Origin of the sequence: Micromonospora sp. KC723 (assembly GCF_004348595.1) — a bacterium.
GTDB lineage: Bacteria > Actinomycetota > Actinomycetes > Mycobacteriales > Micromonosporaceae > Micromonospora.
The window spans coordinates 95,751-109,238 of sequence record NZ_SMKD01000002.1 but is presented as its reverse complement, the minus strand read 5'-3'; the positions used below and the strand labels follow the sequence as shown (position 1 = coordinate 109,238).

Here is a 13,488-nt window from a genome sequence, read left to right as displayed (position 1 = left end):
GTCAGGGGATGAGCCGGTCGAGCAGTTCGAACCGCTCGTACGGTTGGTTGTGGTCGCCGAAGTGCCCGTCGTCGCGCACGATCTGGGTGCCGCCGAGCCGCTCGAACATGGCGCGTCCCTGTCGGTCGTCGCAGCCGTACGGATCCTTGGGGGAGTTGATGAAGTAGATGTCCCGCACGTGCGAGCGGATCGCGGTCCAGTCGTAGCCCTGTTGGAGGACTGGTTCCTCGTCGGTGTTGGGTCGGGTGCAGTAGCCGGCAACCAGGAATGCCTGGGCGACGGTTACGTCCACGTGCTGCAGGAGCGCGAGCAGGAGGGCCGCGCCGCCGGAATGGCCCACGAGCACCGTGTCCTTGTCGAAGCTGTGCCTGTTCAGCACCTTCGGCAGGAACGTGGCGATCGGCTCGACGTTGATGCCGGGGTGGTGCGGCACCTCGACGGCGTATCCCCGGGCCGCGAGCCGCCCCGCCAGCCAGGGGTACCAGCATATGTCCGGGTTGCCGCCGGTCCCGTGGAAGATGATAGCTCTGCGTCCCACTATGCCCCCTTCGGATCGACGTCTCGATCAAACCACGTGATCCACACGAGCGGCTCCGGCGTGCCGACGCAAGCGCTGCGGAGCTGAATCCGCCCTCAGGTGCCACGGATCATGGGCGGTTGGCTGCAATGCCGACTTGGTGCCAGCTGGTTGGGCGCGCCCACCCGCGCGGAGAACGCGCGCCGTTTCTCTGCGGCTCGTCACCCTACGTGAGTCGTCCGGTTACCGACGACTGGTCGCCGGCGGGGCTTGTCGGTGGCAACTACCGCTGGCGTGGCCGTCTCGGCCCGCCGTAGAGGTGGACGCGGTGGTCGACGTGATGGTCGGGCTTACGCGAGATGAACCCGTCGCTTCGCACCTGGCCGTTGGCCGAGAATCAGCCAGTCCTCGTAGTACCAACTCGGATTGCACGCGCAGGTAGTAAAGGTGAACCGGAAGGTCGCCCGGTAGCAGCCGATCTGCCCCGGCAGCAGCACGAAGAGGCGGGGCGGACCGCTCTGCCTCGGGTAGGCGGCCAGACCCGGCATCCGGTCGACGACCAACGACGAATTCTCCATGGACAACCACAGGTCAAGGTCGCGGGCGCCGGCCTCGCCGCGGTCGCTGGCGCGGCACATGGTCGCCGAGGGCTATCGGGCGTAGCCAGCGGCCCCGCGCCCGCCGAGTCGTGCGCGGTCCCCGCCGGTATCCTCCGGGGCCTCGCCGGCTGCGTGCCGGATCTGTACCGCCAGGTTGTGCACGATGTCGTCGCTACGGGCCCTGGTCCACCCGACGCCGTCGCCGCTGAGGTGACCGGCCAGCGAGGCGTCGGTGGTCGTGCGGACCCGGATTCCAAGCGGCCCCGCCAGGCCGGTGTCCACCGGGCCGGCGGCGGCGATGACGACGCCGGTGGCGGGGCCGAAGGCGACGGGGGCGGGCCAGCCTCTCGGCAGGTACTCGAAGAACGGGATGACCGACACCGAGTCGGTGAGGTGGGGGTGCATCGCGTCCACCGACTCGATCGGGAACCGGACGTGCCGCTGGCAACCGAGCACGACGTCGCGTACCCGGCGGACGTATTCACCGTCGAGCCGGGCCGGCGGCCGGGGCAGCGGCAGGTAGGCGGGCACGATGCAGGGCCCGAGGCTGCGTTGCCACTGCGGGCGGTCCCGCTTGGCGAACAGGGTGTTGATCAGCAGGGTGTCGCCGGCACCGAGGTGGGGCGCCATCGCGCAGGCGGTCGCGGCGAGCAGCGTCACGAACGGGGTGCTCCGGTTTCTCCTGGACAGCGACTCGACGTTAGCCGTGTCCGCGGGCCCGAGGCAGGTGGCGCGGTAGGCGAAGGGCGCACTGCGCTCGCCGTCGCGGACTGTGGCGAACCGGGCGGCGCCCACCGTCCGGCTCCAATAGTTGTGGGCGGCGGGCCAGCCGGACCGGACCTGGTCCGCCTCGGAAGACGCGTACTGGCCGTAGGAGGCGCCCGGTGCCGGTGGCGGGGTGCCCCCGAGCGCCGCGCCGTAGAGGGCGGCGAGTTCGTCCACCACGGTCCAGAGGGTGACCGGATCCGCCATCAGATGGTGCAGGTGCAGGGCGAGGACGTGCTCGTCGTCGGCCACCCGGGCCACCCGGACGCGCAGTGGCGTGGGCCGGTCGGAGGCCACCGGCGCGTGGGTCCAGCCGTCCGGCGCGGGCACGTCGGGGCCGTCCAGGATTTCGAGCAGACCGGTCACCCGGGGCGCCACGACCTGGAGCGGTTCGGCGCCGTCCAGGGCCAGTCGGGTACGCAGCACGTCGTGCCGGCGTACCAGTTCGTCCACGGCGGCGGCGAGCACGGTCAGCTGTAGCAGTCCGCGCACCCGCAGGACCGTGTTCATCGTGAACCCGGGGCCGAGGGTCGCGCCCGGTCGCGCTCGGTCGAGGGTCAGCGCGAAGCGCTGCCAGAGCGAGGCGGGCCAGGTTCCCGGCCCGCTCACCGGCTCACCTCCGCCGCCAGCGCTGCCGGGTAGTCCGGCACGTCCGGAGCCGCGCGGAGCAGGGCGTGGTGCAGGCCCTCCAGAGTGTCCACGTCGAATCCGGACTTCTGCCACCGCTCGAACGAGATGCCGAAGCCCAGGGACTGCCAGAGTTCGGCGTTGCGGCGTTCGTGTTCGCCGAACGGTTCGAGCAGCACCATGGGCGTGGCCGACCAGAGAGAGTCGAGCAGCGTTCCACCGCCGGGCTTGCTGACCATCGCCACGACGTTCCGGGTGAGGTCGAAGGAGCCGTGGTAGCCGATGCCGCGCCGGTAGTCCACCGGTGCGCCGGGCCGTACCCGACCGAACGGCGGGTAGCCGTCGTCGCACCAGGGATGCCAGTCCGGGTCGGTCATGAAGTAGCGCACCCCGTCGTCGGCAGAGAGGTCGCGCGGCTCGTACGCGACGACGTCGAGCGGGAAGGTGCGGGCCCGCAGCGCGGCGGCGCGTTCCCGGTAGGTGCCCATGCCCCAGCCGCCGCCGTGCACGAGCAGCCGTCGGGCCCGTTCCGGCCAGGGCACGGGCGGGCGCGGGGTGACCGGAATGGTCCACGGCAGTGCCTGTCGCTCGGCGTCGGCGAGCCACACGTGGCGGACGTCGAGCGAGGTCGGCCCCGCCTTGTCGAACGACGGCGAGGAGACCGAGTCGACGTGGCAGACGTCGACCCGCAGCTCGTCGTCGCCACCGGCGGCGTAGCGTTCGAGGAGCGGTAGCCAGAAGCCGGAGAAGGCCACGAAGCGACGGATCCCGTCGGAGCGCCACCGGTCGAGCAGATCAAGCACGGCCTGCTCCGATGAGGCGCTCGCCGGGTTGGACCCGATCCGCTGCCCGGCCAGCGCGAACCGGAACTCCCGGTGGAACGCCCACTTCATCGCGGCGGTGGTGGCGAGCTTCTGCGCCGGCAGCAACCGTTCCAGCACCGACACCCCGGCCGGAACGCCGCGCTCCCGGAGCCGGTCGGCGAGCAGCAGGCCGGGCACATGCACGCCGAGCGCGACACCGGAGGTGAGGATCTCGATCATGGGTGGCTCCCGGCTTCCGGTCGGGACAACGTCGACAGGGCGCGGACGAGGTGACGCTCGACGAATCGGGCCTGCCGGTCGTGTTCCGGCCCGGAGAACCGTCTCGGTGTCGCCTCCACTAGCATGATCAGGTAGAGGTAGGCGCGGTAGAGGGCCAGCCGTCGCTGGGCCGAGGGGTCGAAGGTTACCGCGCCCCCGGCGCTGCGATAGCCGGACAGGAAGTCCTCGTCCTGCTCGATCCGGCCGAACAGCGCCAGGGACACCAGCTCGGCGAGCGGGTCACCCCAGAAGGCCCGCTCGCCGTCGACGACGCCGAGGATCCGTGCCGCTCCGGCCGTCGCGTCGATCAGGATATTGCCGTCCCAGAGGTCGAAGTGGACGAGCGTCGGCCGTCGTACGGTGTCGAGCAGGTCGGCCTCGGCATGGAACAGGTTCCGGATCCCGGCCGGTGGTTCCGGCAGTGGCGCGGCGAACCGCTCGGCGTCGGCGAGCACGGCGTCGACCATCCTGAGGAACGCCGCCGACCAGCTCGGCTCCAGCCCGAGCTGCGGGTAGCCGAAGCCGTCACCGGTCACCTCGTGCAGGGCCGCGACCATGGTGCCCAGCTCCTTACGCAGCCGGGCCCGGTCGGCGGCGTCGAGCTGTCCGCCCCGGGACCGCCAGTCGCCACCGGGGCACTCGGTCATCAGCAGGAAATCGCGTGGCGCCACGGTCCGGTCGACGCCGGCGTGCAGGACCCGGGGAACGGGGAGCCGGCCGGCGGCGGCCCGGTAGAACACCACCTCGGTTCGCATGAGGTCGCGTTCGTAGCTCAGCGCCGGCGCGGCCGGGTCCGGCGCCACCTTGAGGACCACGGCAGTGCCGTCACTCAGCCCTACCCGGTAGGTGCTGTTGTACGTGCCACCGGTGAGCGGAGCGCACGAGCGCATCAGCTTCGCGCCGATCCCGCAGGCGAGCAGGATCTGGCGTAGCTGCGCCGGGTCCAGCTCCGACCGGGCCGCCGGGGTCATCGCGGAGCCCTGTGCGCGAACGTCGCGTGGGCGTGGATCGTCGCCATCAGCGCGATGCGTTCGGCGGCGGGCACCACAGCGGCGTCGCCGGCCGGTGCGGTGAGCAGGGCACGCAGCCGGTCGAGCTGGGTGTCGTAGTACGCCCGGGGTGCGAAGGAGCGGACCGTGCGGCCACCATCTGCCGTGGTGACGACCAGGTTGAGGGGTAGCGCCCCGGCCACCGGCCGCAGGAAGTTGCGCAGCCGCACCGACGCGGACTCGAAGACGAAGACGTGCTCGGCCACGTGCCGGTTCCCGATGCGGCAGACCAGCTCCGCCTCGGCACCGTCGGCCCAGACGAGACCGGCCCGGAACGCCCGGTCGGCGCCGTGCGGTCCGCTGGCGTCGACCTGCCCGTGCCCCACCGCCCCGGCCAGTCCCACCGTCGCCTGGACCGCCTGGAGCCAGTAGCTCGCCGTGTCCAGGAAGATCCCGCCACCGAGTTCCGGCCGGTCCCGATAGCTGCCCGCAGCTGGCGGACCGAAGCACATCTCGGTGCGTACGGATCGCAGGCGCCCGTACGTCTGATCGGTGATCAGGGTACGGACGGCGGCCTGCCACTCGTGGCCCTCGGTCGGGACAGCTTCCACGACCTGCACGCTGGCCGTCGACGCGACCTCGACGATCTCGGCGAGCTGACTGGTGGTGAGACAGAGGGGCTTCTCGACTACGACGTGCTTGCCGGCCCGGGCGGCCCTTACCACCCACGGGTGGTGAGCGGAGTTGTGCAGTGAGACGTAGACGGTGTCGATCTCCGGGTCGGCCACCAGCGCCTCGTAGTCGTGGTGCACTCGGGGGATGCCGTTACGGTCGGCGAACGCCCGGGCGCGGTCCGGGTCGCTCGCCGCGACGGACCGCAGTCGTACGTCGCCGTGCCGGGCGCTCGGCGCCACGATCGCGCGTTCGGCGATCCTGGTCGCGCCGACCAAACCGATGTCAAGCGGCATTGATCACGCCCCGGGGCGTCATGCCGGCGGTGGCGACCGCCGCGAGCATCCGGGCCTGGGTCGCCGCCAGGTCGTCCGGCCGGCACAGCAGGGCACAGTGGACGCGACCGCCGGGTGCGCGCAGGCCACTGCCGCTGAGGACGACGACACCGGGGCGGGAACCGCCCCGGTAGGCCGCGCCGTCTGCGCGCAGCGCGGTGACCAGCGCGTCGACATCACGCCCCGGCGCGACGGTCATGTCGATCTGCCAGAGGTGGCAGCGTAGCCTCTCGTCGCGCACCCTGTGGTCGAGCAGCAGCGCGAGCAGTCCGAGTGAGCGGCGGGCGTTGACCTCCAGGATCGGGATCACCTCGCCGTCGGACTGGAGCATCGAGTCGACGCCGACCGGCCCCCAGTAGCCCTCGCCGGCCAGCGCCTTCGCGACCTCGGCCAGCGCCTCGAGGTACCCGCTCGCGTCGAGCCGGTCGACGAAGGCGGGATCGGCGGGGCGTGAGCCGATGAACCGGAACTCCCGGTTGGTCATCACCTGCACGCCGAGCAACTCCCAGCCGCCGTCCGGTGCCAGGCTCAGGTGGGCCGAGAAGTCGCACTGTCTGGCGTACCGCGGTTGGACCAGGAGTTCGATCCGCCGGCCGGCGGCCACCTGGCGATCCAGCGCCCGCCGGATCGCCGCGAGGACACCCGGCGTACGGACCGCCAGCATGCCCCGGCCGGAGACGCCGTACGGATCCTTGACCACGGCGTCGAAACCGGTCCGCCGTACCGCCGAGGTGAGCGCGTCGACCGACCGGACGACCTCTCCCGCACCGGGCAGGTCGAGCCGGTCGACGACCGTGTTCGACCAGGACTTCGAGTTGACCCGAGCGACGGTCGTGGCGGACGGCAGCCGGTTGGTGGCACCGACCCGTTCCGCCAGCCGGGCGGTGTCCGGCAGCACCGCGTACGGGGACAGCACGTCGTAGCCGGCCAGCAGCCCGAGGGTCCGCGGATCCCGTAGGGCCAGCTCCTCGATCGAGCCGGACGTGTCCGCGTGAGCGCCCGCCGCCGGGTGCTCCGGCGTGCCGACCGTCCGGTGGGTGACGTCGATGCCCCACTCGGCGAGACCGGCGCGTAGTGCGGGCGCCATCGGAGCCCGGGTCAGCAGCAGGTCGCCGGGGGCGCAGAAGCCGGCCAGCAACTCGTCCATGGTGGCGATGCCGACGTCACCGAGGACCACGGCCGGCAGGACGGCCAACTCCGGCGGTCGCCACCACCGTTCGCTGTCGAACGTGCCGAGGTGGAACGCCCGGCCCATGGTCACCGCAGCGTCGCCTTGCGCAGGCTCTCGACGTATCCGGTGAACTGCCGTACCGACCGCAGGTCGTCGAGGTCGAGTCCCTCGTAGTCGAGTTCCACGTCGAACCGGTCCTCGACGGCCAGCAGGAAGGAGATCATCTGGAGCGAGTCGAGGCCGTACTCGTCGACCAGGTCGGCGTCCGGGCCGATGTCGTCCGCGGTGGTGCCGTTCGCAAGCACCTCGGCGAGCGCCTTCTTGATTTCTGACTCGATGTCGTTCACCGTCACACCCCGTTGAGGTAGAGGAGGATGCACTTCGAACAGACGGGCATCATGCCGTGCGCGGAGAGAATCCTTCGGATCTCCCGGAACGACTCGCTCTGCCACAGCTCGGTGACGCCGGTCTGGTAGAGGTTTCCGACCACGAACTCGGGGAAGAACTTGCAGGAGCTGACGTTGCCGTCGGCGTGCACCTCCAGCCGGTTGGAGACGGCGAGGCACTTGCTGCGGTGCTGGGCCGGCCGGGAGGTGCCGAGGATGAAGTCCTCGACCTCGTCTTCCTCGAGCTGAGGCTGGTAACGCACCCGGACGTCCCAGGAACGAGACGCCAGCTGCCGCATCGACTCTCGTAGCTGCGGCAGCAGCTCGGGCGGCAACCGGTAGGTGTACGAGTGCCAGGTGGGTCGCCGGGTGCCGGTCTGCGGGTTCAGCCAGGCGAACGACTCCCGGTAGAGCTCGTCCATCGCGCCCGCGACCTCCGGGCTGATGTACCAGGGAAACTGGAAGTAGACGGTGTTGACACCGAGTTCCTCGGCCCATTCCATGAACTCGTACATCTTGCCGACGGTCACGTGCGAGACCATGCAGGACAGGGACAGTTCCCCGCGGAACTCGCCGGTCCGTTTGAGCGCCAGCATCGTCTCGATGTTCTCCCGGGTCCGGTGGAAGGTGCCCCTGCCGCGCAACGCCTCGTGGTCCTCACCGAGACCGTCGAGGCTGACCAGCAGGTTGAGCTGCTCACCGATGCGCAGCAGGTCGTCGAGCTTGCGCTTGAACAGCAGCCCGTTGGTGCACATGTTGACCGTGCGTGGATAGCGGGTGAGCAGCTCGGCGACCTGGTCGAAGCGGGAGTGCATCAGCGGCTCGCCGCCCCAGAGGAACAGTTTGCTGCGGGTTTCGGCGGTGGTTCGCAGCACGTCCTCGACGACGCTCAGGCTCAGCTCGGTCTTCTGCTGCGCCGGGCTGAAGTCGCGGAAAAAGCCCTGGTCGTTCCACTGGTAGCAGTGGGTGCAACGGAGGTTGCAGCGGTAGGTGAGCTGGAGGCTGACCTCCTGCGGCAGTGGAGCGGCGTAACCCGGATCGGCCAGCAGGTTCCTGCGGGCCGCGGACCGGATCGAGACCGTGTGCTTGATGTCGGCGAACTCCTTCGCCGTCAGTTTCCGGGTCGTCGTCGGACGCATGCTCTCTCCTCGCTGGGTGTCTGCGTGCTGTCGCGGGTGGAGTCATCGGGGGGTGACCTGCACGGGCCCGGCACCGTGGTCGGGGTGGACGGCGCAGGGTCGAGCGGCGGCAGGCTCGCCCGGCGCAGCAGCAGAACGCTGCCCGCCACGCACGTCCCGCCGGCCGCGAGCACCACGACCAGCCCCACCGAGGTGCCCAGCCACGCCGACAGGACGCCACCGCCGACGCCGCCGACCAGCGAGCCGAGTGGCACCGTCGACGAGGTCAGGGTCCGCGCGGTCGCGTGTACGCCGCTCTGCTGGTCCGCCGGGGTGCACGACTGTCGCAGGCTCGTCGTCAACACGGCCCAGACCGGCATCCACAGAGAGGAGAACATCTTGATCGCCACCAAGACGGGCGCGGGGGGACCGACCAGGCAGAGTGGTACGGCGAGCCAGGAGACGCCCTCGAGGGCGGTCAGCGTCAACGTGCGGTAGGAGCCGAGACGGGCGGTGAGCCGGGTCGCGTACCACGAGCCGATCAGTCCACCGACGGATCCGACGGCCAGCAGCAGGCCCCCGCCGACGCTCGACAGTCCCAGCCCTCGGTAGGCGAACAGCAGCAGGACGGCGTCGACGGCTCCCGTGCCGAAGCTGCGTAGGGCGGAGGCGCCGATGAGCTGCCGGAGCAGGGCGTGTCGCGCGACGAACCGGATTCCCCGCCGCATTCGTCGGCGGATCGGCTCGGGTCGTGGTGGCCGGTGCACGATCTCGGCGGTCCGGACAGGGGTCCGGCCGAGGGCCGACAGCAGGAAGGCGACGGCGTCGATCATCAGCGCGGTGAGCGGGGCGAGGACGCTGAGCAGTAGTCCGGCCAGGGCGGGACCGCCGAGCCTGGACAGGCTGTCTGAGCTCTGCAACCGCGCGTTCGCCCGCAGCAACTGCTCCGGTGGGACAAGCGCCGGCAGGTACGACTGGCCACCGATGTCGGTGACCACCGTCGCCACCCCGGCCACGGCGACCGCGACCACCAGGTGGGGGATGCCCACCCAGCCGACGAGGGCACAGCAGGCCACACCGAAGAAGCAGAGGAACCGGATGAGCTCCGCTGAGATGATCAGGCGGCGGCGGGGCCGGTCGGCGAGCACCGCTCCGACCAGCATCCCGAAGATCGGGTACGCCAGCCACCCGGTCGCGGCGAGCACGCCGACCTCGGCGCTGGAGGCGGAGAGAGCGAGGATCGCGATGCTCGGCACGGTGAACCCGGTGAGCCGGTCGCCGAGGAAACTCAGCGTCTGACTCGTCCAGAACCACCGGAAACACGGCGGCAGTGGGGAATCGGCCAAGGTGCTGGTCACCGTCGGGTCGATCGCACAACGTCAGCCTCCCTGGCGAAAGGTCGGCCGGGCGACGGTCGGTCGTACCGCCACGGTGGGGTCGGTGACCTGCGGTTCGGAAGAGTGTCGGGATGGCAGAAGGAGAGGATCAACATCGTTCGCGGTGGCGTTGGGCAAGAGCGGCCCTCCAACATCGACACACCCTGAGCTGGAACGGTCGACCAGATACATAGACGCATCTAAGTGGACAGTATCCCTTGTCGGACTCGAGATCAAGGTCGGGTGTTCGATGCTCGTTGACGCTCGGATCGAGGTCGGCGGCCAGAATGGAGACGAGCACTCGATCGCCTGCTCGGACGCCGGCGTCACCGAACAGGGAGGGTTCTGTGGCCTCGTGGGCAGCGTGGCCCGCATCGGGTTCGTGTGGCCGCCGTGCAACCTGTCGCGGTATTCCAGCGTACTCGTTGCATGACAACCTCCCATACCGTGCGACGGCGAACAGCTGTCCTGCTCGTTGCCGCCATGTCGGTCGCCATGCCAGCAACGATCGGCGCACAGACTCGAGCGGCGGCCGCGGCGCCGGCGGCGCACAGCCCCTACACCGTGACGTTGGTGACCGGAGACCGGGTGACCGTCGCGTCGATGACCGCCGCCACGGCCTCCGTCGAGCCTGCGGCCGGACGCGAAGACATGTCGTTCGCCATGTCCGTCGTGGGGGGACACCTTCTGGTCATTCCCTCCGACGCCCACCGCCTGGTACAGACGCAACGCGTCGACCGGCGGCTGTTCGACATCTCGGAACTCATCAAACTCGGGTACGACGACCGCAGGCGGTCGACCGTTCCGTTGATCATGGAAGCCGCCACTCTGCCGGCGCTCAAGAAGACCGTCAGCGAGCACGGCGCACGCACGACTCGGGAGTTGACGGCCGTGAAGGCCGTGGCGGTCAGCGCGCCGAAGGACAAGACGGCCTCGCTGTGGGAAGCCGCACGTGATGACAGAGCGGTGCACAGGATCTGGTTGGACGGCAAGCGGCAGCCTTTGCTCGACGGCAGCGTGCCGCAGATCGGCGCACCGGCCGCCTGGCAGGCCGGATACACCGGCAAGGGTATTTCGGTGGCCGTTCTGGACACCGGCGTGGACGCGAGCCACCCAGACCTGGCCGGCCGCGTCGTAGAGCGTAACTTCACCGCCGAAACGGGGGACCGGGTCGGGCACGGCACACATGTCGCATCGATCATCGCTGGTACGGGGATGGCCTCCGGCGGCAGGTATCGTGGCGTGGCACCGGAGGCGACCGTGTTGTCGGGCAAAGTGTGCGAGATGAGCGGCTGCAGTGAGTCGGCGATCCTGGCCGGCATGCAGTGGGCTGCTGTCGACCAGGGCGCCCGGGTGATCAACATGAGCCTGGGCGGGGAAGACTTCCCATCTGTCGATCCTCTCGAGGAGGCTGTGACCGCGTTGACCGCGCAGACGGGAGCGCTGTTCGTCATCGCCGCGGGCAACGCCGGCGCCGCCGATACGGGCACGATCGCCTCACCCGGCAGTGCGGACGCGGCGCTGACCGTCGGTGCCGTTGACAGCTCCGACGCGGTGGCCGGGTTCTCCAGCCGCGGCCCGCGTACCGGCGACGAGGCGATCAAGCCCGACATCTCCGCGCCTGGGGTGGGCATCGTCGCAGCGCGTGCGGCGGGCACCGAGATGGGCGAGCCTGCCGCGGACTTCCCGGCTTCCTACGTTGCCGCCGACGGCACGTCGATGGCCACCCCGCACGTCGCGGGTGCCGCCGCATTGCTCGCGCAAGGGCATCCGGGATGGAGGGGCGATCAGCTGAAGGCCACCCTCATGGGCGCGGCTGAGCGGACCGCGGACAACGCCGTGTTCGACCAGGGTGCGGGCCGCGTCGACGTGAGGCGGGCCATCACGCAGACCGTCACCGCCGACCCGCCGTCGGTGTCGTTCGGGCTGCAGCCATGGCCGCATGACGACGACACCACGCTCACCAAGACGATCACGTATCGCAACACCAGCTCTGTCGCGGTGGCGTTGGCGCTGCACTTGACCCACACCAAGGCGTTCACGCTGAGCACCTCGCGCGTCGACGTACCACCCGGTGGTACCGCCGACGTGACCGTCACGGCTGACACCCGCCACCTCGGCGTGGGGTCGTGGACCGGGCATGTCGTCGCCACCGCAGGCGAGACGCGCGTCGTGACACCGCTCGCGGTCCGCAAGGAGGATGAACGCTACGCGGTCACGCTGCGTCATATCGGGCTTGACGGCAAACCTGCGAGGGACTACCTCACCCAGATCTTCCAGCCCAACGGCCAGGACTCCTGGTTCCCGTACGACCCGAGCGGCACCGTGACGCTCCGGCTCCCGAAGGGGCGGTACACCACGGCCACCTATCTGCACACGTCGGCGACTCAGAGCCACTCTGGGTCCGCGCTGCTCTACCAGCCGATCCTCGACGTCACCGGAGACACGTCTGTCACGTTCGACGCCCGCCAGGGCAAGCCGGTCAGGCAGTCGGTACCCGACCGTACCGCCGAGGCCCATGGCGTGTTCTTCGGTGTCTCGATGCAGGTGGACGGCGCGTCCGTGCGCTACGGCACCCTTCAGCAGGGCTTCGACAACGCCCGCATCGCCGAGATCGGCACCCACGTCCAGGCGACCGGCTACGTGATGAGCACCTGGGCCCGGCGCGACAGCGGAGATACCGGCCAGGACAGCCCGTACGCGTACTACGTCGGCGAGCAGGTACCCGGTGACGTCCTGATGGCCGGCTATCACCGTGCGTTCCGGACCGGCGAACTCGCCGCCGTGACACAGAGAATCCACAGCTACGCCCCCGGGCAGATCGCTCGCCAGTGGATGCAGTTCAGTCGCGACGATGGCGAGGTGCTCGGCATGGGCCGCCTCGGGATGCGCGCTCCGGGGACCCGGATCAACTACTACAGCACTCAGGCCGGCTCGTCCTGGCTGCCGCAGACCGCGATCGGTATGCCGGCCGGCGGCGACCGCATCGCCGGTCTCCGTTTGACCGGCTCGCCGTTCGCGCCGCCCGCAGGCAGCAGCGCCGTGCAGGAATGGGGCGCCGCGCCGTACACAACTGCCTTCAACGATTCGCAGCAGTGGGTCACCCGATCCGGTGACACGCTCCAGGCTGTCATCCCGTCGGTGTCGGACGCGGGCGCCAACTCCGGCTACGACACGACACAGTCCGTGACCACCAGGCTGTACCGTGGCGACGAATTGCTCGACGAGCAGGACTGGGTGTATGTCGCTGCCAGCGGCCTACCCGCCGGGCCGGCCAGCTACCGGGTCACGCAGGACACCACCGGCAGCATCGGTGGCCTCGGCACCCGGACCCAGTCGATCTTCGCGTTCCAGGATCCCGCAGAGATCTTCACGATCCGGTACGAGCCCCGGCTCGACTCCCGTTACGCGGTGGTTGCGGGCACCCGGCAGCGGATGCCGGTGAAGGCTCTCGACACGGCGGGCAGGCCGATCGAGGTCCGGCAGCTCGCCCTGGAGTTCTCGTTCGACGACGGTACGACCTGGCAGTCGGCCGTGGTGGCGAAGGGTGCTGTTACGCTGCGCTACCCCCCGGGAAGCGGACATGTTTCCCTTCGCGTGAGCGCAACCGGCGCGACCGGAGCCGAGACGACTCAGACTGTTATCCGCGCCTACCGTTACCAGTAGGGCCGTGTGGGGCGGCCACCCGGCCGCCCCACACGCCCTGAATCCCCGCTCGGGACCGGCACCGGTCGCCCGGAGGTCGGTAGACCCCCGGTCCGGGCGGCGAGACTTCCTCGCCCGGCATGCAACGGATGGTGAGCCGATCCCGTAGAAGAGGCGTCCGATTGTGAGCGTGTCGGGAAGGTCGA

General features: G+C 70.1%; 12 protein-coding genes. 2 read left to right on the top strand and 10 right to left on the bottom strand.

The features are described from left to right. Position 1: 1 nt before the first annotated feature. The 10 genes from E1165_RS01390 to E1165_RS01345 form a co-directional block, all read right to left on the bottom strand. Entirely contained in the window at positions 2-538 is a 537-nt protein-coding gene (locus E1165_RS01390; protein ID WP_132386830.1) for an alpha/beta fold hydrolase, read from the bottom strand. Between the two features lie 329 nt (positions 539-867). Beyond that, positions 868-1,095 (bottom strand): hypothetical protein, encoded by a 228-nt coding sequence (locus E1165_RS01385; RefSeq protein ID WP_207916415.1) that lies wholly within the window; start codon positions 1,093-1,095, stop codon positions 868-870. A 72-nt stretch (positions 1,096-1,167) separates the two neighbouring features. Continuing rightward, positions 1,168-2,490 carry a condensation domain-containing protein gene (locus tag E1165_RS01380; protein WP_132386828.1) on the bottom strand — a complete coding sequence of 441 codons (1,323 nt, stop codon included), beginning with the start codon at positions 2,488-2,490 and terminating at the stop codon, positions 1,168-1,170. Next, positions 2,487-3,551, bottom strand: coding sequence for a hypothetical protein (locus E1165_RS01375; protein WP_132386826.1), 1,065 nt, complete (start codon positions 3,549-3,551; stop codon positions 2,487-2,489). The genes E1165_RS01380 and E1165_RS01375 overlap by 4 nt, the downstream gene beginning before the upstream one ends. After that, positions 3,548-4,561 (bottom strand): phosphotransferase family protein, encoded by a 1,014-nt coding sequence (locus E1165_RS01370; protein ID WP_132386824.1) that lies wholly within the window; start codon positions 4,559-4,561, stop codon positions 3,548-3,550. The genes E1165_RS01375 and E1165_RS01370 overlap by 4 nt, the downstream gene beginning before the upstream one ends. Further along, a complete protein-coding gene (locus E1165_RS01365; RefSeq protein WP_132386822.1) occupies positions 4,558-5,547 on the bottom strand; it encodes a Gfo/Idh/MocA family protein in 990 nt (329 codons plus the stop codon). Before E1165_RS01365 ends, E1165_RS01370 begins: the two co-directional genes overlap by 4 nt. Further along, the gene (locus E1165_RS01360) at positions 5,537-6,841 is read right to left on the bottom strand and encodes a hypothetical protein (RefSeq protein WP_132386898.1); all 1,305 of its coding nucleotides are present in this window, start codon (positions 6,839-6,841) and stop codon (positions 5,537-5,539) included. The genes E1165_RS01365 and E1165_RS01360 overlap by 11 nt, the downstream gene beginning before the upstream one ends. 2 nt (positions 6,842-6,843) lie before the next feature. After that, positions 6,844-7,104: an acyl carrier protein gene (locus E1165_RS01355; RefSeq protein ID WP_132386820.1), complete on the bottom strand. Its 261-nt coding sequence runs from the start codon at positions 7,102-7,104 to the stop codon at positions 6,844-6,846. A 2-nt stretch (positions 7,105-7,106) separates the two neighbouring features. After that, positions 7,107-8,282, bottom strand: a complete 1,176-nt coding sequence (locus E1165_RS01350) for a radical SAM protein (RefSeq protein WP_132386818.1) — start codon at positions 8,280-8,282, stop codon at positions 7,107-7,109. Next, positions 8,255-9,619, bottom strand: a complete 1,365-nt coding sequence (locus E1165_RS01345) for an MFS transporter (RefSeq protein ID WP_165945094.1) — start codon at positions 9,617-9,619, stop codon at positions 8,255-8,257. Before E1165_RS01345 ends, E1165_RS01350 begins: the two co-directional genes overlap by 28 nt. On the opposite strand from E1165_RS01345, the gene E1165_RS01340 reads away from it, so the two are divergent. Further along, on the top strand, positions 9,609-10,070 hold the full coding sequence (locus tag E1165_RS01340; RefSeq protein ID WP_132386814.1) for a hypothetical protein: 462 nt from the start codon (positions 9,609-9,611) through the stop codon (positions 10,068-10,070). The genes E1165_RS01345 and E1165_RS01340 overlap by 11 nt on opposite strands. 50 nt (positions 10,071-10,120) lie before the next feature. Next, positions 10,121-13,303: a S8 family serine peptidase gene (locus tag E1165_RS01335; protein WP_165945093.1), complete on the top strand. Its 3,183-nt coding sequence runs from the start codon at positions 10,121-10,123 to the stop codon at positions 13,301-13,303. Positions 13,304-13,488: the final 185 nt, after the last annotated feature.

Bases quoted from the DNA above. Each gene is read 5' to 3' on its own strand.
- E1165_RS01385 (WP_207916415.1), bottom strand. From the start codon at position 1,095: ATGGAGAATTCGTCGTTGGTCGTCGACCGGATGCCGGGTCTGGCCGCC.
- E1165_RS01375 (WP_132386826.1), bottom strand. From the start codon at position 3,551: ATGATCGAGATCCTCACCTCCGGTGTCGCGCTCGGCGTGCATGTGCCC.
- E1165_RS01370 (WP_132386824.1), bottom strand. From the start codon at position 4,561: ATGACCCCGGCGGCCCGGTCGGAGCTGGACCCGGCGCAGCTACGCCAG.
- E1165_RS01365 (WP_132386822.1), bottom strand. From the start codon at position 5,547: ATGCCGCTTGACATCGGTTTGGTCGGCGCGACCAGGATCGCCGAACGC.
- E1165_RS01360 (WP_132386898.1), bottom strand. From the start codon at position 6,841: ATGGGCCGGGCGTTCCACCTCGGCACGTTCGACAGCGAACGGTGGTGG.
- E1165_RS01350 (WP_132386818.1), bottom strand. From the start codon at position 8,282: ATGCGTCCGACGACGACCCGGAAACTGACGGCGAAGGAGTTCGCCGAC.
- E1165_RS01335 (WP_165945093.1), top strand. From the start codon at position 10,121: ATGTCGGTCGCCATGCCAGCAACGATCGGCGCACAGACTCGAGCGGCG.